This is a genomic window from Streptomyces cyanogenus (genome assembly GCF_017526105.1).
GTDB lineage: Bacteria > Actinomycetota > Actinomycetes > Streptomycetales > Streptomycetaceae > Streptomyces > Streptomyces cyanogenus.
In genome coordinates, this window is record NZ_CP071839.1 from 6,214,212 (window position 1) to 6,232,659 (window position 18,448).

13 protein-coding genes and 1 pseudogene are annotated in these 18,448 nt (G+C 71.4%); 11 read left to right on the plus strand and 3 right to left on the minus strand.

The genetic code is table 11. From position 1 onward, the window contains the following. The first annotated feature begins 57 nt into the window (after nt 1–57). Complete coding sequence (locus S1361_RS39400) at nt 58–1,149, plus strand: DUF4190 domain-containing protein (RefSeq protein ID WP_243769326.1); 1,092 nt, start codon at nt 58–60, stop codon at nt 1,147–1,149. A 975-nt stretch (nt 1,150–2,124) separates the two neighbouring features. On the opposite strand, the gene S1361_RS28150 is transcribed toward S1361_RS39400, so the two are convergent. Next, nucleotides 2,125–2,688 carry an NADAR family protein gene (locus S1361_RS28150; protein WP_208034702.1) on the minus strand — a complete coding sequence of 188 codons (564 nt, stop codon included), beginning with the start codon at nt 2,686–2,688 and terminating at the stop codon, nt 2,125–2,127. Nucleotides 2,689–2,897: 209 nt separating this feature from the next. Between S1361_RS28150 and S1361_RS28155 the strand changes: the two genes are divergently transcribed. From S1361_RS28155 to S1361_RS28195, 9 genes are all read left to right on the plus strand, one after another. Next, entirely contained in the window at nt 2,898–4,433 is a 1,536-nt protein-coding gene (locus tag S1361_RS28155) for a gamma-aminobutyraldehyde dehydrogenase (RefSeq protein ID WP_208034703.1), read from the plus strand. Nucleotides 4,434–4,486: 53 nt separating this feature from the next. Further along, nucleotides 4,487–5,734, plus strand: coding sequence for a polyamine ABC transporter substrate-binding protein (locus S1361_RS28160; RefSeq protein WP_208034704.1), 1,248 nt, complete (start codon nt 4,487–4,489; stop codon nt 5,732–5,734). Next, nucleotides 5,731–6,891 carry an ABC transporter ATP-binding protein gene (locus S1361_RS28165; RefSeq protein WP_208034705.1) on the plus strand — a complete coding sequence of 387 codons (1,161 nt, stop codon included), beginning with the start codon at nt 5,731–5,733 and terminating at the stop codon, nt 6,889–6,891. The genes S1361_RS28160 and S1361_RS28165 overlap by 4 nt, the downstream gene beginning before the upstream one ends. After that, nucleotides 6,891–7,820 (plus strand): ABC transporter permease, encoded by a 930-nt coding sequence (locus S1361_RS28170; protein ID WP_208034706.1) that lies wholly within the window; start codon nt 6,891–6,893, stop codon nt 7,818–7,820. The genes S1361_RS28165 and S1361_RS28170 overlap by 1 nt, the downstream gene beginning before the upstream one ends. Next, nucleotides 7,821–8,621: an ABC transporter permease gene (locus S1361_RS28175; RefSeq protein WP_208034707.1), complete on the plus strand. Its 801-nt coding sequence runs from the start codon at nt 7,821–7,823 to the stop codon at nt 8,619–8,621. 37 nt (nt 8,622–8,658) lie between these two features. After that, nucleotides 8,659–10,089, plus strand: coding sequence for an NAD(P)/FAD-dependent oxidoreductase (locus S1361_RS28180; RefSeq protein WP_208034708.1), 1,431 nt, complete (start codon nt 8,659–8,661; stop codon nt 10,087–10,089). Nucleotides 10,090–10,228: 139 nt separating this feature from the next. Further along, on the plus strand, nt 10,229–11,092 hold the full coding sequence (locus S1361_RS28185; RefSeq protein WP_208034709.1) for a hypothetical protein: 864 nt from the start codon (nt 10,229–10,231) through the stop codon (nt 11,090–11,092). Nucleotides 11,093–11,220: 128 nt separating this feature from the next. Beyond that, nucleotides 11,221–11,679, plus strand: a complete 459-nt coding sequence (locus S1361_RS28190) for a hypothetical protein (RefSeq protein WP_208034710.1) — start codon at nt 11,221–11,223, stop codon at nt 11,677–11,679. Between the two features lie 85 nt (nt 11,680–11,764). Continuing rightward, the gene (locus S1361_RS28195; RefSeq protein WP_208034711.1) at nt 11,765–13,573 is read left to right on the plus strand and encodes a chitinase; all 1,809 of its coding nucleotides are present in this window, start codon (nt 11,765–11,767) and stop codon (nt 13,571–13,573) included. Between the two features lie 67 nt (nt 13,574–13,640). On the opposite strand, the pseudogene S1361_RS40080 reads toward S1361_RS28195, so the two are convergent. Both S1361_RS40080 and gabT read right to left on the minus strand, forming a co-directional pair. Beyond that, a pseudogene (locus S1361_RS40080) lies at nt 13,641–13,895 on the minus strand (phosphatase PAP2 family protein); the annotation flags it as partial. A 743-nt stretch (nt 13,896–14,638) separates the two neighbouring features. Then, nucleotides 14,639–15,973: a 4-aminobutyrate--2-oxoglutarate transaminase gene (gene gabT, locus S1361_RS28205; RefSeq protein WP_208034712.1), complete on the minus strand. Its 1,335-nt coding sequence runs from the start codon at nt 15,971–15,973 to the stop codon at nt 14,639–14,641. Between the two features lie 290 nt (nt 15,974–16,263). On the opposite strand from gabT, the gene S1361_RS28210 reads away from it, so the two are divergent. Then, a complete protein-coding gene (locus tag S1361_RS28210) occupies nt 16,264–18,405 on the plus strand; it encodes an ATP-binding protein (protein WP_208034713.1) in 2,142 nt (713 codons plus the stop codon). The last annotated feature ends 43 nt before the right edge of the window (nt 18,406–18,448 follow it).

Sequence of the window (18,448 nt, forward strand, 5' to 3'; positions counted from 1 at the left end):
CCGCGTCCCGCCCCTGCCCTAGCATGACAGGACGTCCAGCGAGGGGGTCCTTCCAGCATGTCCGACGAGGCGCGGCAGCCGATGCCCGACCAACAGCCGACCGGGCACCAGCCGCCACGACTGTCCCTGGCCAAGGAAGACCCGCCGGCGCCGAACCGGACACCGACGTTCGGGGGCCGGCCGGCGACGGACCGTGCGGCCGGGGGCCGGGGGCCGGCGTCGGAGGGCCGGCAGGCGCCGATGGAGGATCCGGCAGGCGCCGAGCCCGGGCCGGCGGTGCCGGTGGCGGACCGTGCGCGGACGGAGGCCGGCCAGGGGGCGCCGGCAGAGGGGCGGGTGCCGACTTTCGGGGGCCGGTCGGCGACGGTGGCGGGGCAGGGGTCTGTCCAGGACGCCGTTCCGGGCTTCGGCTCCGGCCACGGGCAGGGCCAGGCAGCCGGCTACGACACCGTTCCGGCCTCCGGCTCCTTCGACGGCCCGGCGCCTGTCCGCGACGCCGTTCCGGCTCCCGGTTCCGTCCACGACCAGCAGACGCTGACCTCCCTGCCGGCGGCCGGGTCCGCCGACGCCGGTCGTGCGGCCTGGGCCAACCCGGCCGGCGGATTCGCACCCTCGGCCCCCGGTCCGACCGCACCGCAGCCGAATCCCTTCGCGCGCCCTGCCTCCGCGCAGCAGCCGAATCCCTTCGCGCCACCGGCCCCCGCACCCCAGGGGAACCCCTTCGCCGCGCACGGAGGGGCGGAGCCGGTGCCTCCGCCGCCCATCGCACCGGACGGTCCCGGCCAGGTGCCGTACGGCTACCCGGGCACCACGCCGGCGTACGGCTACCCGGGCCCGCAGCAGGCCGCGTACGCCCCCTACCCCAACGGCACCGGCTACGCCTGGCCCGGCATGCAGGCGCCTCCGAGCAACGGCATGGGGACCGCCTCGCTGGTGCTGGGCATCATCTCTGCGGTCGGCTTCATCCTGTGGCCGCTCGCCTTGGTGCTGGGCATCCTGGCCCTGATCTTCGGCGGGATAGGCCGGGGCAAGGCCAGCCGCGGCGAGGCGACGAACCCGGGCGTGGCCCTGGCCGGCATCATCTGCGGAGCCGCCGGGATCGTCCTGGTGCTCGGTCTGTTCGCCCTGTTCATCGCGGTAGACGGCTGACCCCGCGGCCGACCGGTCCGGGTCGGCCCGTTCGAGCCTGGTCGGCGCCGCTCACCCCCGGAGACCGCGGGTGAGCGGCGCCGACCGCCGAGCGGGCACGACCAGCCACAGCGACACCGGCTGCCGACGGCAGACAGTGACACCGGCTGCCGACAGCAGGTGACACCGGTTGCCGAGAGCGCACAGCGACCCCCGGCACTCGCCAGCCGACAGCCGACAGCCGACAGCCGACAGCCGGCATCCAGCAGCCGGCACAGTGGAGTCGGCGCCCAGCAGCCCGTGGCCCAGCCCAGCCCACCCCGCCAGCAGGCACCGGCAAGCGCCCCGCCGCCCCCCGACCGCCCGCACCTGCCGGTCGAGCCGCGCTCTTGCTCGCCTCGGGCCCCCAGGCCCACGCGCCGCTGGCAGCCACCGCAACCCAGTAGCCCGCAGCCGACCCCAGCCCACCAACCGGCACCGGCAAGCGCCCCGCCGCCCCCGACCGCCCGCACCTGCCGGTCGAGCCGCGCTCTTGCTCGCCTCGGGCCCCCAGGCCCACGCGCCGTCGGCAGCCACCGCAACCCAGTAGCCCGCAGCCGATCCCAGCCAACCAACCGGCACCGGTAAACGCCCCGCCGCCCACCGACCGCCCGCACCCGCCGGCGTCGAACCGGGCTCTTGCTCGCCTCGGCCCCCAGGCCTACGCGCCGTCGGCAGCCACCGCAGTCCAGTAGCCCGTAGCCGATCCCAGCCAGCCAGCCAACCAACTGGCACCGGCAAGCGCCCCGCCGCCCCCCGACCGCCCGCACCCGCCGGTCGAGCCGCGCTCTTGCTCGCCTCGGGCCCCCAGGCCCACGCGCCGTCGGCAGCCACCGCAACCCAGTAGCCCGTAGCCGATCCCAGCCCACCAACCGGCACCGGCAAGCGCCCCGCCCCCGACTGCCCTCAACCCCGCCGGGTGTCGATCCGTGCTCTTCCCCGCTCAGCCCCGCAGGGCTACGCGCCGGACCCCGCCAGTCGCTCGCGGGCCTCCATCAGGGCGAAGCCAAGGAGGTTCTGCCCCCGCCAGCGCTGCGGGTCCGTGGCCGCCTCGTCGTCCGCCGCGAGGCCGATGCCCCATATCCGGTCCACCGGGCTCGCCTCCACCAGCACCCGGTTCCCGGTGCCGAGCAGGAACAGCCCGAGGTCGTCATGGGCGGCGAACTTGTGCAGGCTGCCCTCGACCACCAGCCGGAACCGCTCCCGCTCCCAGGTCTCCTCGTCGAAGCCCCGGACCAGCCGCCCCGCCTTCTTCGCCTCGGCGGGATGCCCCGCGGCCAGCACCTTCCGCTCCGCCTCCGCGTCCCCGAAGAGCCGGGCCTTGCCGGCCATCATCCAGTGCTCGGCCGTCGCGTACTCCACCCCGTCCACCACGAACGGCGCGGGCCACCACTGGCTCAGGCAGCTCGGACCCACCCGGCCGTCCGGCCGCGGCCGGTGCCCCCAGAAGTAGAGGTATTTGATCCGGGAACCCGCCCGGACCTCCCTGATCAGAGCCGCCACCCCGTCGATCTTTCCCATGCACGCGAGTGTGGCACGCACCACTGACACTCCGTCCGGCCTTTTCCATTCCGACTCGACACCTGGTCGACAGATTCCGTCGCGTAACCAAAAGGCAACAACGGAATCACTTGTTCGGCTCCTATGGCTCTGTCAGGATCGGCACTCAAATCGAGCTGGAGCTACGCCACCCGCCCCCCAGGACGGGGTGCACGGCGGAGGAGAGCGACATGCACAACCCGGGCAGCGCCACCCCGGAACGATTTCCCGCACAGGACCGTTTCGCGGACGGCGCGCAGTTCATCGCCGGCCGGCCGGCCAAGGGCACCTCGGGCCGCCGTCACGCCGTGATCGACCCCGCCACCGGCGCGGAGGTGTACACCTACGAGCTGGCCGGCACCGACGACGTCGACGCGGCCGTCGCCGCCGCGCGCACCGCGTTCCCGGACTGGGCCGCCGCCACCCCGGGCGAGCGCTCGGACGCCCTGCACCGGTTCGCCGCCGTGCTCGCCGACCGCGCCGAGGAGTTCGCCCGCGCGGAGTCCCTCCAGTGCGGCAAGCCGCTGAAGCTCACCCGCGAGTTCGACGTGCCGGGCACCATCGACAACACCGCCTTCTTCGCGGGCGCCGCCCGGCATCTGCAGGGGCAGTCGGCCGGTGAGTACTCGGGCGACCACACGTCGTACATCCGGCGCGAGCCCATCGGAGTCGTCGGTTCCATCGCGCCCTGGAACTACCCCCTCCAGATGGCCGCCTGGAAGATCCTCCCGGCGGTCGCCGCGGGCAACACCATCGTGCTGAAGCCCGCCGAGCTGACCCCGCTGACCTCACTGCTGTTCGCGCAGGCCGCCACGGACGCGGGCATCCCGGACGGGGTGATCAACATTGTCACCGGCGCCGGGAAGGAGGCCGGCGAACACCTCGTCGGGCACCCCGACGTCGCCATGACCTCCTTCACGGGGTCCACCGCCGTCGGCAGGCGCGTCGCCGAGATCGCCACCGCCACCGTCAAGCGGCTGCACCTGGAGCTGGGCGGCAAGGCGCCCTTCGTCGTCTTCGACGACGCCGATCTGACGGCCGCCGTGCACGGGGCGGTCGCGGGCGCGCTCATCAACACCGGGCAGGACTGCACGGCCGCCACGCGCGCGTACGTGCAGCGCCCGCTGTACGAGGCGTTCGTGGAGCGGACGGCCGCCCTGATGGAGACGGTCCGGCTCGGCGACCCGTTCGCGCCCGGCACCGACCTCGGCCCGCTGATCTCGCACGCCCAGCGCGACAGGGTCGCCGCCTTCGTCGACCGGGCGCGCGCCTACGCGCGCGTGGTCACCGGCGGCGAGGCCCCGCAGGGGGACCTGAAGGACGGCGCCTACTACCGGCCCACACTGATCGCCGACGCGGCCCAGGACAGCGAGATCGTCCAGTCGGAGATCTTCGGCCCCGTACTGGTCGTACGGCCGTTCGACGGCGATGATGAGGGAATCCGGCTGGCCAACGACACCCCCTACGGCCTCGCCGCCTCCGCGTGGAGCACGAACGTCTACCGCGCGAACCGGGCCACCCGCGAGATCAAGGCGGGCTGCGTCTGGGTCAACGACCACATCCCGATCATCAGCGAGATGCCGCACGGCGGCTACAAGGCCTCGGGCTTCGGCAAGGACATGTCGTCCTACTCCTTCGAGGAGTACACGCAGGTCAAACACGTAATGTTCGACAACACCGCGGTGGCCGAGAAGGACTGGCACCGCACCGTCTTCGGGGACCGCTAGAGACCGACCAGGCCACCGACCAGGCCGATCCCTCCCGAAAGGGCACCACGCGCATGGAGCACTACGAGCCCGACCGCCTGACCCCGCCGCAAGTGGCCGCCATGCGGCGCAGCCTGCGGAACGGCAGGGCCGCCCTGACCCGTCGGTCGCTGCTGCGGGCCTCCGCGAGCGGCGCGCTCGCGGCCGGCGGCCTCGGCGCGCTGAGCGGCTGCGGCATCCCCGCGGCGGGCAGGACCCAGGGCGGCACCTCCGCCCAGGACCACTCGGCCCAGGAGAAGAGGGTGAACTTCTCCAACTGGACCGAGTACATCGACGTCGACGACAGCGGCAAGCACCACCCGACGCTCGACACCTTCCGCCGGCGGACCGGGATCACGGTCAACTACACCGAGGACATCAACGACAACAACGAGTTCTTCGGCAAGATCAAGCCGCAGCTCGCCGCGGGCCAGGACACCGGCCGGGACATCATCGTCCTCACCGACTGGCTGGCCGCCCGGCTGATCCGCCTCGGCTGGGTGCAGAAGCTCGACCCGTCGAACCTCCCGCACGCGTACAGCAACCTCTCGGCCCAGTTCCGCAACCCCGACTGGGACCCCGGGCGGGCGTACTCGTACCCCTGGCAGGGCATCTCCACCGTCATCGCCTACAACAAGAAGGCGCTCGACGGCATCGAGGTGAGGTCGGTCTCCGACCTTCTCGACAACCCCAGGCTCAAGGGGCGCGTCGGCTTCCTGTCGGAGATGCGGGACTCCATCGGCATGACCCTGCTCGACATGGGCAAGGACCCGGCGAAGTTCACCGACGACGACTTCGACGCGGCGATCGCCCGCCTCCAGAAGGCCGTCGACAAGGGCCAGATCCGCCGCTTCACCGGCAACGACTACACCTCCGACCTGACCAAGGGCGACTTCGCGGCCTGCGTCGCCTGGGCGGGCGACGTGGTCCAGCTCAAGGCGGACAGCCCGGACGTCGACTTCGTCATCCCGGACAGCGGCTACATGACGTCGACCGACAACATGTGCGTCCCCAACAAGGCGCGGCACAAGACGAACGCCGAGCGGCTCATGGACTTCTACTACGAGCCCGAGCAGGCCGCCGCACTCGCCGCGTACATCAACTACGTGACGCCGGTCGACGGTGTGAAGCCCTACCTTGCGAAGATCGACAAGGACGCGGCGGACAACCCGCTGATCGTCCCCGACAAGGCCATGCAGGCGAAGTCCCATGCCTTCCGCTCCCTGAGCCAGAAGGAAGAGACGGCCTACGAAGCGAAGTTCGCGAAGCTCACAGGGGCGTGACGACGATGAAGACGACACCGGACAACAGCGGCGACGTCCGCCTCGCCGGCATCTCCAAGACCTACGGCGCCTTCACCGCCGTACACCCGCTGGACCTGACCGTGCCCCAGGGCTCCTTCTTCGCCCTGCTCGGCGCCTCCGGCTGCGGCAAGACCACCACCCTGCGCATGATCGCCGGCCTGGAGGAACCTTCCTCCGGGACCGTGTGCCTCGGCGACCAGGACGTCACCCACCTGCCGCCGTACAAGCGGCCGGTCAACACGGTCTTCCAGTCCTACGCCCTCTTCCCGCACCTCGACATCTTCGAGAACGTCGCCTTCGGCCTGCGCCGGCGCGGCCTCAAGAGCGTGAAGAAGCAGGTCGAGGAGATGCTGGAGCTGGTCCAGCTGGGCGAGCAGGCGCGCAAGAAGCCGCACCAGCTCTCCGGCGGCCAGCAGCAGCGCGTCGCCGTGGCCCGCGCCCTGATCAACCACCCGAAGGTGCTCCTGCTGGACGAGCCGCTCGGCGCCCTGGACCTGAAGCTGCGCCGCCAGATGCAGCTGGAGCTCAAGCGCATCCAGACCGAGGTCGGCATCACCTTCGTGCACGTCACGCACGACCAGGAGGAGGCCATGACCATGGCCGACACGGTCGCCGTGATGAACGCGGGCCGGGTCGAGCAGCTCGGCTCGCCGGCCGACCTGTACGAGAACCCGCAGAGTACCTTCGTCGCGAACTTCCTCGGCACCTCCAACCTCATCGAGGCCGAGGTCGACACGAAGAACGGCGACGACATCGTGCTCAGGGCGGGCGACGGCAAGCTGGTGCTGCCCCAGGCGCGATGTTCCGCCGCGACGACGGCCGGCGGCAAGGTGCTGGTCGGCATCCGCCCGGAGAAGATCTCCCTCACGCACGCCGACGACGCGGGGGACGTCCCGGAGGGCCGCAACCGCCTCACCGGCAGGATCGCCGACGCCAGCTTCATCGGCGTCTCCACTCAGTACGTCATCGACAGCCCGGTCTGTGACGAGCTGGCGGTGTACGTCCAGAACGTCGAGCGGGACGGCCGGCTCGTCCCCGGCGCCGAGGTCGTCCTGCACTGGAGCCCGGCCCACACCTTCGGCCTGGACGCGACCCAGGACATCGACGCGGGCACCGAGGAAGAGGTCGCCGCCTGATGTCCACGCTCTCCGAGGCGCCTCCGCCTCTCGCCCCCGCGGAACCCGCGCAGAAGCCCCCGCGCAGGCGTGGCCGGTTCACCCCCTACTGGCTGCTGCTGCCCGGCATGCTCTGGCTGATCGTCTTCTTCGCGCTGCCGATGATCTACCAGGCCTCCACCTCCGTGCAGCAGGGCTCCCTGGAGCAGGGCTACAAGGTCACCTGGCACTTCGCGACCTACTGGGACGCGCTGTCCGCGTACTGGCCGCAGTTCCTGCGGTCCGTGTTCTACGCCGCCGCCGCGACCGTGCTGTGCCTGCTGCTCGGCTACCCGCTGGCCTACCTCATCGCCTTCCGGGCCGGCCGCTGGCGCAACCTGATCATGGTCCTGGTGATCGCGCCGTTCTTCACCAGCTTCCTGATCCGCACCCTGGCCTGGAAGACGATCCTCGCCGACAACGGCGTGGTCGTGCACACGCTGAACTCGCTGCACATCCTGGACCTCACCAGCTGGCTCGGCTGGACCGCCGGCGACCGCGTCCTCGCCACCCCGCTCGCGGTGGTGTGCGGCCTGACGTACAACTTCCTTCCGTTCATGATCCTGCCGCTGTACACCTCGCTGGAGCGGATCGACGGGCGGCTGCACGAGGCGGCCGGCGACCTGTACGCCAGACCGTGGACCACCTTCCGCAAGGTCACCTTCCCGCTGTCCATGCCGGGCGTGGTCTCCGGGACCCTGCTGACCTTCATCCCGGCGGCCGGTGACTACGTCAACGCCGAACTCCTCGGCTCCACCGACACCCGCATGATCGGCAACGTCATCCAGACGCAGTTCCTGCGGATTCTGGACTATCCGACGGCCGCGGCCCTGTCCTTCATCCTCATGGCCGCGATCCTGGCCATGGTCACGTTCTACATCCGCCGGTCCGGGACGGAGGATCTGGTCTAAATGCCCTTCGTCAACTGGCTCAAGCGCCGTCTGGTCGTCATCGCCGGACTGCTGACGCTCGCTTATCTCCTGCTGCCGAACGTCATCGTCACGGTGTTCTCCTTCAACCAGCCGAAGGGGCGCTTCAACTACGAATGGCAGCGGTTCTCCACGGACGCCTGGAGGGACCCCTGCGGCGTCGCCGACATGTGCGGTTCGCTGTCCATCAGCCTCCAGATCGCCGTATGGGCCACGGTCGGCGCCACGATCCTCGGCACGATGATCTCCTTCGCGCTGGTCCGCTACCGCTTCCGCGCGCGCGGCGCCGTCAACTCGCTGATCTTCCTGCCGATGGCGATGCCCGAGGTCGTCATGGCCGCCTCGCTGCTCACCCTGTTCCTCAACATGGGCGCCCAGCTGGGCTTCTGGACGATCCTGATCGCCCACATCATGTTCTGTCTGAGCTTCGTCGTCACCGCCGTCAAGGCACGCGTGATGTCGATGGACCCGCGTCTGGAGGAGGCCGCCCGGGACCTGTACGCCGGGCCCGTGCAGACCTTCCTGCGGGTCACCCTGCCCATCGCGGCCCCCGGGATCGCCGCGGGCGCGCTGCTGTCGTTCGCGCTCTCCTTCGACGATTTCATCATCACCAACTTCAACGCCGGTTCGACCGTCACCTTCCCGATGTTCGTGTGGGGGTCGGCGCAGCGCGGAACGCCCGTCCAGATCAACGTGATCGGTACGGCCATGTTCCTCGTCGCCGTGCTGTTCGTCCTGGCCTCGATGGTCATCAACAATCGCCGGAACAAGCAAAAGGCCTAGCCCTTTTCGGGAACGTCCTCTGTAGGGAGTTGAAATCATGGCCCCAAGCGCCATGAGCCGTGGCAAAGACAACTGGATCGCCTCTCTCTCCGAAGCCCAGCCGGTCCCGTACTGGCTGGAAGACCCCGGAAAGCCGCACGCCGAGCCCGCCCTGACCTCCGCCGAGACCTGCGACCTGCTGGTCGTCGGCGGCGGCTACAGCGGACTGTGGACCGCGCTCAACGCCAAGGAGCGCGACCCGCAGCGCGATGTGGTCCTGCTGGAAGGCCGCGAGGTGGGCTGGGCCGCCTCGGGCCGCAACGGCGGCTTCTGCGCCGCCTCCCTCACCCACGGCCTGCCCAACGGCCTGGCCCGCTGGCCCGACGAGATCCACACGCTGGAGGAGCTGGGCCGGCGCAACCTCGACGAGATCGAGGCCGCCGTCGCCCGGCACGGCATCGACTGCGACTTCGAACGCACCGGTGAGATCGACGTCGCCACCGAGACCTACCAGGCATGGGAACTGCGCGACTGGCACCGGAAGATGACGGACCAGGGGCTCGCGGACGGCATCGAGTTCCTGGACGCCGACGCCGTGCGCGAGCAGGTGAACTCGCCCACCTTCGAAGCGGGCCTGTGGGACCGCCGGGGCGTGGCCATGCTGCACCCGGCCAAGCTGGCCTGGGGCCTGAAGAAGGCCTGCCTGAAGCTCGGGGTGCGGGTGTACGAGCACACGCCCGCCCTGACCCTGAAGAGCTACGGCGCCGGGATGACCGTACGCACCCCGTACGGCGCCGTCCGCGCCCGCAGGGTCGCCCTCGGCACCAACATCTTCCCGAGCCTGCTGCGCCGCGTGCGCTCGTACACCGTCCCGGTCTACGACTACGCGCTGATGACCGAGCCGCTCACCGCCGACCAGCTCGCCTCGATCGGCTGGAAGAACAGACAGGGCCTCGGGGACTCGGCGAACCAGTTCCACTACTTCCGGCTGTCCGCCGACAACCGCATCCTGTGGGGCGGCTACGACGCGATCTACCCCTACGGCGGCCGGGTCCGCGCCGAGTACGACGACCGGCCCGAGACCTACGCCAAACTCGCGGGCCACTTCTTCACCTGCTTCCCGCAGCTGGAGGGCGTCCGTTTCACCCACGCCTGGGGCGGCGCGATCGACACCTGCTCCCGGTTCTCGGCGTTCTTCGGCACCGCCCACCAGGGCAGGGTGGCCTACGCGGCGGGCTACACGGGGCTCGGCGTCGGCGCGACCCGGTTCGGCGCGGACGTGATGCTGGACCTGCTGGACGGGGAGCGCACCGAGCGGACCGAGCTGGAGATGGTCCGCAAGAAGCCGCTGCCGTTCCCGCCGGAGCCGTTCGCCTGGACCGGTATCGCCCTCACCAAGTGGTCGCTGGCCCGCGCGGACGCCCACGGGGGCCGGCGGAACCTGTGGCTGCGGACGATGGACCGGCTGGGGCTGGGCTTCGACAGCTGAGGGGGGCTTGTACGCGTTTCCCACGGCGCCGTCAAGCCACGAGATCCCGGAGCATGACCTTGCTGCCCGGTTCCGGCGTACTGGAAGCACGGCCTCACCGCGAGGCACCGACTTCCGTACCGGACCAGCAGGAGTTCTCATGACCCACGCGACTCGCACGTACGACACAGCCCGTCCCAAGCGCCGGCTGGGCCTGGCGGCCGCGGCGGCCTCGGCCGCCTTCGTCACCGGGGGTGTCATCCTGCCGGCCGCCACGGCGACGGCGGCGCCGATGCCGCAGGCTCCGGCGGCGGGCACGGCTGCGCAGCATCCCGGCAAGCACGTCAAGCTCTACTGCTGGGAGAAGCACAAGTCGTCCCACTGGAAGAAGCACAAGAAGTTCTACTGCTGGGTGGAGAAGCGGAAGTACTACTGGGACGACGACCACGAGTGCTTCTACATCGTGATCAAGCAGTACCGGTACTACTTCTGGGACTCGCACCGCGACTTCCACTACTTCTGGCACCACGAGCACAAGGACCGCTGGAAGGACCGGGACCACGACGACACGGACCACTGGAAGCAGACACCGGACAAGCCGGACCCGGGCAAGCCCGATCAGAACCAGCCGGATCCCGACAAGCCCGATCCGAACAAGCCCGACCCCGGCACGAAGGACCAGGATCCGCAGACTCAAGAGGACCAGCAGACTCAGGAGGACCAGCAGACTCAAGAGGACCAGCAGAAGACTCAGCAGGACCAGCAGGACCAGAAGACTCAGAAGGACCAGCAGCAGGATCCGGCGACCCAGGACGGCCAGCAGGACCAGGATCAGCAGCCCCAGGATGACCAGCAGGCCCCTGGCCAGCAGGACCAGCAGGACCAGCAGGACCAGCAGCAGGATCAGGGGACCCAGGACGACCAGCAGGCCCAGGACGACCAGGCTCCGGCTCCCCAGGACCAGCAGGTGCAGGATCCCGCCGCTGACGTCACCCCGACCGACACCGACCCGGCCGCCGGCTGACGCTCCGGACGGCGGTGGGTGCGCGGCAGGTCACCCGAACGGGCGCCCGGAACCCGCGTAATGCCGGCCGCAGGCCTCCCTCTCCCTCGTGACGCACCCGCGTCCACGAGCGAGAGGGAGGCTTCTTCATGACTGGGGCGAAGACGGCGGTCGAATGGCTGGCATCCGTCGCACCGGACCCCGAGGCCTGCCGCTGGGAGTGGGAGCGCAACCCCCTCGGGGTCGCCCTGCTGCCCGCCGGCAAGGCGTGGGACGTCCTGATCCTGCCGGGTGACCTCGGCTACCCGACCCTGGACGTACTCACCCGCGTCCTCGGCCGGCCCGGCCCGGTGCTCGCCGACTTCGGCGACAACCGGGTCGGGTTCTTCGTACCCCCGGGCACCGCGGCCCGCTGGCTCGGCACCGGCATCCGCACCGCCGGGGCCGGCACCTGGATCGTCGTACCGCATCCCGGCCGGGCGGCCCGCGGTGTGCGCTGGCTCGTGCCGCCGGACGGCTCGGGCACGCTGACCGACCCGGCGCTGCTGGAACTGGCGATGCACGAGGCGGCCGCGGGGCCGGCGAGGCGGAGGTTCCGGGACGGGTAGCGCCCGGACGTCTTGACAAGAGGATTGGTCTGGACCAAGTTGTGTGCGCTCCGCCCCGCCAACTCCCCAGATCCCGGAGGCCCTTGTGGACCGCGCCCGACGTCCCAGATCCGTCCTCGCCGCGCTCACGGCCGCGCTGCTCGCCGTGCCCGGTGTCACCGCGCTCTCGTCGGCCGCCCGTGCGGCCGACGCGGACGTCGCGGTCAACGGCGGCTTCGAGTCCGGCCTGACCGGCTGGACCTGCACGGCCGGTACGACGGTCGACTCACCGGTGCACAGCGGACGTTCCGCGCTGCAGGCCACCCCGGCGGGCAGTGACAACGCCCAGTGCTCCCAGACGGTGACCGTCCAGCCCGACGCGCAGTACACCCTGGCCGGTTACGTCCGCGGCTCCTACGTCTACCTCGGCGCGAACGGCACCGGCACCACCGACGTCTCCGCCTGGACCCAGTCCGCCCCCGACTGGCAGAGACTGAGCACCACCTTCCGCACCGGAGCCTCCACCACCAAGGTCACCATCTACACCCACGGCTGGTACGGCACCGGCGCCTACCAGGCCGACGACATCACCCTGGTCGGCCCCGGCGGCAGCGGCACCGGACAGCCGCCCGCCGCCCCGACCGGCCTGAAGACCACCTCCGTGACCTCGTCCTCCGTCGGCCTGTCCTGGTCGGCGGTGACCGGTGCGACGAGCTACGCGGTCTACCGCGACGGGGCCCGGGTCCAGACGGTGACCGGCACGCAGGCGACCGTGTCCGGTCTCGCGGCCTCGACGGCGTACGGCTTCCAGGTGGCCGCGGTCAACGCCGCCGGCGAGTCCGCGAAGTCCGCGGTCGTCACGGCCACGACCGGCGCGGGCACCGGCGGCGGCCCGTCGGACCTGCCCGCCCACGCCCTCGTCGGCTACCTCCACGCGAGCTTCGCCAACGGCGCCGGCTACACGCGCCTCGCCGACGTACCCGACAGCTGGGACGTCATCGACCTGGCCTTCGGCGAGCCCACCTCGGTCACCTCCGGGGACATCCGCTTCAACCGCTGCCCGGTCACCGAGTGCCCGGCCGTGGAGAGCGACGCCGAGTTCAAGGCGGCCGTCAAGGCCAAGCAGGCGGCGGGCAAGAAGGTGCTGATCTCGATCGGCGGCCAGAACGGCCAGGTCCGGCTGACCACCACCGCGGCCCGCGACACCTTCGTCTCCTCGGTGTCGAAGATCATCGACAGCTACGGCCTCGACGGCCTGGACATCGACTTCGAGGGCCACTCGCTCTCGCTCGACACGAACGACACGGACTTCAGGAACCCCACCACGCCCGTGATCGTGAACCTCATCTCGGCCCTGAAGACCCTCAAGGCCAAGTACGGCTCGAAGTTCGTGCTGAGCATGGCCCCGGAGACCTTCTTCGTGCAGAACGGCTACCAGTACTACGGCACCGGCAAGTGGGGCGGGCAGGACCCGCGCTGCGGCGCGTACCTCCCGGTGATCCACGCCCTGCGCGACGACCTGACCCTGCTGCACGTCCAGGACTACAACTCGGGACCGATCATGGGCCTGGACAACCAGTACCACTCCATGGGCGGCGCCGACTTCCACATCGCAATGACCGACATGCTGCTCACCGGCTTCCCGGTCGCCGGCGACCCGGGCAACGTCTTCCCGCCGCTGCGCCCCGACCAGGTCGCGATCGGCATGCCGGCCTCGACGAACGCGGGCAACGGCTACGTCTCCCCGTCCGAGGTCACCAGGACCCTGGACTGCCTGACGAAGAAGACGAACTGCGGCTCGTACGCCACCCACGGGACCTGGTCCGCGCTGCGGGGTCTGATGACGTGGTCGGTGAACTGGGACCGCTACGCGAACTGGGAGTTCCAGAAGACCTTCGACGGCTACTTCGGCTGACGCCCGGCACCCGGGACAGGGCGGTCAGCAGCACGGTGCACAGGCACCAGCTGGCCACCACGTCCAGCGGCCAGTGGTAGCCGTGCCGGACCAGTCCGTACGACACCCCGAGCACCAGCACCGCACAGCCGGCCACCAGCGAGCGGCGGGCCGCGGGGGAGCGGAGCCAGGGGAGCAGGAGCAGGGTCGCCGAGCCGTAGGCGACCGCCGCCGTGGCCGTGTGACCGGACGGGAAATAGCCGACGGCCGGGGGCACCACCGGGGTGCCCGGCCGGGCGGTCCAGTCCTTCAGCGGCACGACGACCGCCGGGACCAGGGCCATCGGCACGGCCGCGGCGAGCGGCGGCAGCCACCACCGCCCGGCCCCGGCGGCCCTGCCCCGCCAGGCCGCGTACCCGAGGGCCACGGCGAGCACGGGGAGGGCGACCCGGACGTCACCGAGGTCGGAGAGGAGCTGGGAGAACCGGTCCGGATGGACGAGGGCCCGGCTGGCGTCCGCGTCCAGCCGGAGCAGCGGCCCGTCGGCGACGACCTGCCAGGTGAGGAGCGCGACCAGGACGGCCGGGAGGACGAGGAGAAGGGCGACTGTCACAGTGCACAGCTTGGCAGCCGTGCGCCCGCGACCCGGCGCCGCGCGCGGCGCAGATCATCGGCCGGCACCGGAGGCCGGTCGAGTGCGGGGACCGGGGTCCACTGACGCGGGGCCCGGAGAGGGGGGAAGGAGGTCGGCCGCCCCGGAACAGGGGGGGTGGTTCCGAGGCGGCCGTCCGGATCGGAACGTCGCGCGCCCCGGGGGGTTTGGGGCGGCGACCGTCCGATCGGTGAGGAGATCCCGGAGCCGTAAGGCACCGGTTGTGTGCGCGAGGGCACGACCAGGTCGAAGCTGGGGAGGCCTCGGCCCGGCGTCCGTTCACAGTCCCCTGTGAGCGGGTGTATCTCTCATCTGGAGAGAACCTACGGCAGGCCGGGGCGCTTGGGCAGACGGAATCGGCTCCCGTCATCCACCCCGCACACGTTCTTCACACGGCCTGCCGCAGGCGCCCTTCAGAGGTGCGGACCCGCTGCTCAGATGCGCGCGAAGGCCTGCTCGATGATGTCCAGACCCTCGTTGAGGAGGTCCTCGCCGATGACCAGCGGGGGCAGGAAGCGGAGCACGTTGCCGTAGGTGCCGCAGGTGAGGACCAGCAGGCCCTCGGCGTGGCAGGCCTTGGCGAGCGCGGCGGTGGCCTCGGGGTTCGGCTCCTTGGTGGCGCGGTCCTTGACCAGCTCGACCGCGATCATGGCACCGCGCCCGCGCACGTCACCGATGATGTCGAACTTCTCGGCCATGGCGGTGAGGCGACCCTTCATGACCTCCTCGATGCGCTTGGCCTTGCCGTTGAGGTCCAGCTCCTTCATCGTCTCGATGGCACCGAGAGCACCGGCACAGGCGACGGGGTTGCCGCCGTACGTACCACCGAGGCCGCCGGCGTGCGCGGCGTCCATGATCTCCGCGCGCCCGGTGACGGCGGCGAGCGGCAGACCGCCGGCGATGCCCTTGGCGGTCGTGATCAGGTCCGGGACGATGCCCTCGTCCTCACAGGCGAACCACTGCCCGGTCCGGCAGAAACCGCTCTGGATCTCGTCCGCGACGAAGACGATGCCGTTGTCGGCGGCGAACTGGCGGATGGCCGGCAGGAAGCCCTTCGCGGGCTCGATGAAGCCGCCCTCACCCAGCACCGGCTCGATGATGATCGCGGCGACGTTGTCCGGGCCGACCTGCTTGGTGATCTGGTCGATGGCCTGCTTGGCGGCCTCGGGGCCGGCGTTCTCCGGGCCGGTGGGCCAGCGGTACGCGTAGGCGACGGGGACGCGGTAGACCTCGGGCGCGAAGGGTCCGAAGCCGTGCTTGTACGGCATGTTCTTCGCCGTCAGCGCCATGGTGAGGTTGGTCCGGCCGTGGTAGCCGTGGTCGAACACGACCACGGCCTGCCGCTTGGTGTACGCACGCGCGATCTTGACGGCGTTCTCGACGGCCTCGGCGCCGGAGTTGAACAGCGCGGACTTCTTGGCGTGGTCACCCGGGGTCAGCTCGGCCAGCGCCTCCGCGACCTCCACGTAGCCCTCGTACGGGGTGACCATGAAACAGGTGTGGGTGAAGTCGGCGAGCTGGGCGGAGGCCCGGCGTACGACGGCCTCGGCGGAGGCGCCCACGGAGGTCACGGCGATACCGGACCCGAAGTCGATGAGCCGGTTGCCGTCGACGTCCTCGATGATCCCGCCACCGGCGCGCGTGGTGAAGACCGGCAGCACGGAGCCCACGCCCTGTGCGACCGCGGCGGTACGGCGGGCCTGCAGCTCCTGCGACTTCGGGCCGGGGATGGCGGTGACGACGCGGCGCTCCTGCGGAAGTGCGGTCATGGGGGCTCCCTGATGATCTTGCGTACCGGGCGGTCCCGGGCGGTTCCGGGCGGTGCGTTTTCGGACGCATACCTTCTTTTCTCGCAGGCTAAGACCGGTTCCTGGGGGTGGGCATGCTCCATGTGGGCGTTGTCGGCGGCTCCCGTTGTCCGCCGTGGACATAGCCCACCCGGGCGGGCCCGGCCCCCTGCGGCCACGTAAGCGGTGAACTCCCCTTGCCGGGGCGTTAGATTGGCTCGCTGATGACGGACGGAACGGCGGACGGACGCGCTGGTCAGGGGGCAAGGTCGATGGACAGCGACAGCACGCGAATCCCACGCGGCACGCACACGAACCCTGTACCACGGCCGACGACACCGGCGGAGGGGGTGCCGCCCATGCCGCAGGGTGTGCCGCCGGCGCCCTCAGTGCCGCCCGGCGCGCCGCCGAAACCGGACGGCTCCCCCTTCCTCACCTGGCTGCGGACCCCCCGTCCGCAAGCCGCCCCGGGTGTGTGGCGCTTCGGGCACCGCCCCCGCCCCGAACAGGAGCCCGAGCAGATCCCGGCCCGGCAGCTGATCAGCGGCGCGCTGATCGCCTTCCTCGTGGGCTGGCTGGTGTGGTCCCTGCTGTGGAACGGCTACCTCGGTGCCTGGTGGGTGCTGCCCCTGGAGCTGTTCACCCCCGACTCCTGGCGCCAGGGCAACGATCGCGTCGGCAACGCGATCCTCTGGTACTCGTACTACACCGTCATCGCCCTCGCCATCCTGCTGGTCGTCGGCCGCCTCGGCCGCTGGGGCGAGGTCTGGCGCCGCTACGGGCCGAGGGCCTGGCGCCCCGCCACGCCCGCGGCAGCGCCCCCGCCCGCCCCCGACCAGGACCCCGCCGAATGGCCCCAGCTGCGGCAGGCCGGGGCGTATGAGGCGGCCGAGCGGCTGGCTGCCGAGGCGAGGGCCGGGCTGATGCGGGATGTGGATCACGCGCGGATCAGCCGGGCCTGGCAGAGCGTCCGGTCCGGCCGGCACACCCTCGCCGGCTTCACCGGAGCCGTACTCCAGGACGGCGCCGCCGCCTGCCCGCACCCCTCCGGCGACCGCGACCTGCCCGCCCGGCACGCCCGGCACGACCTGCTCACCGGCCAGGTCCGGCTGGGCACCACCGCCGACGACCCCCGCAACCCCTACCACTACCGCGGCGCAGGCCTGGCCCTCGGCCCCGACCTGCTCGGCACCTCCCTGCTCGCCGTCGGCCCGGCCGGTTCCGGGAAGACCGGCGCCGTGGTCCGGCCGCTCGCGGAGTCCCTGTGCCTGCACGCCCTGGCCGGGCGCGCGTCGGTCGTGGTGGTCGGCGCGGCGGGCGCCGGCCTCGGCCCGGCGGAGGCCTACGACGTCGTCGTCCGAGTCGGCCACCCGGATTCCGTCTACGACCTCGACCTCTACGGCGGCACCACCGACCCCGACGAGGCCGCCGCCATACTCGCCGAGGCCCTCGTCGGCGACCTCGCCGACCCGCACCCGGGCAGCGACAGCCGCCGCTCCACCACCGTCCTCGCCCAGCTGCTCGGCCCCTTCCGCGCCGTCCACGACCGCTTCCCCTCCGTGCCGGAGCTGCGGCAGCTGCTCGACGGCGCCCCCGGCCCGCTGGCCGCGCTGCGCAAGGGCCTGACCGACACCGGGCACGCCTCGCTGCTCAGGGAACTCGACGCCCGGGAGCGGCAGATGGCCCACCCGGGCGACGTCGGCACGGTCCTCGCCGACCGGATCGCCCTGCTCGACCGGCCCGCCTTCGCCGCCTTCTTCGACACCTCCGGGCAGAGCCGGCCGTTCTCGCTGCGAGCCCTCGACCACCCGGTACGGGTCCGCATCGACCTGCCCCAGCGCGGTCACGCAGATGCCTCCCGGATTCTGGCCCGGCTGGTGCTCGCCCAGTTCACGGCATCCGTGACGGTACGGGAGGACCGGTCGCTCTTCGCCTGCCTGCTGCTCGACGACGCCACCGGGGTCGTCACGCCGGAGGCCGTGCGCGGCATCCAGCGGCTGCGCAGCGCCAACGCCGGCACGGTGCTCACGCTGCGCACCCTGGACGACGTGCCCCGGCCGCTGCGCGGCCCGCTGCTCGGTGCCACCGGCTGCCGGATGGCGCTGTCCGGGCTCACCCCCTGGGACGGGCAGGACTTCGCCGAGGTGTGGGGCAAGGAGTGGACCGAGACCCGGGACGTCACCGACCGGCAGATCATCGCCGAGACCCCGGCCGGCAAGGCCGTGCACATGCTGCGCCGGGTCATCACCGGACAGGCGCCCACCGCGCGCGCCGTCACCGTCCGCCAGGTCGAGCGGGAGCGCTGGTCGGCTTCCGAGTTGGCTCATGGGGTGCCGCCGGGGCATGCCGTGTTGTCGTTGACCACCGTGCGGGGGGAGCACGCGCCGCCGTTGCTGGTGGACCTGCGGGGGTGAGGAGCCAGCGCGGGGTCGTACGGTGAGGCAGAATCGGGCTAGG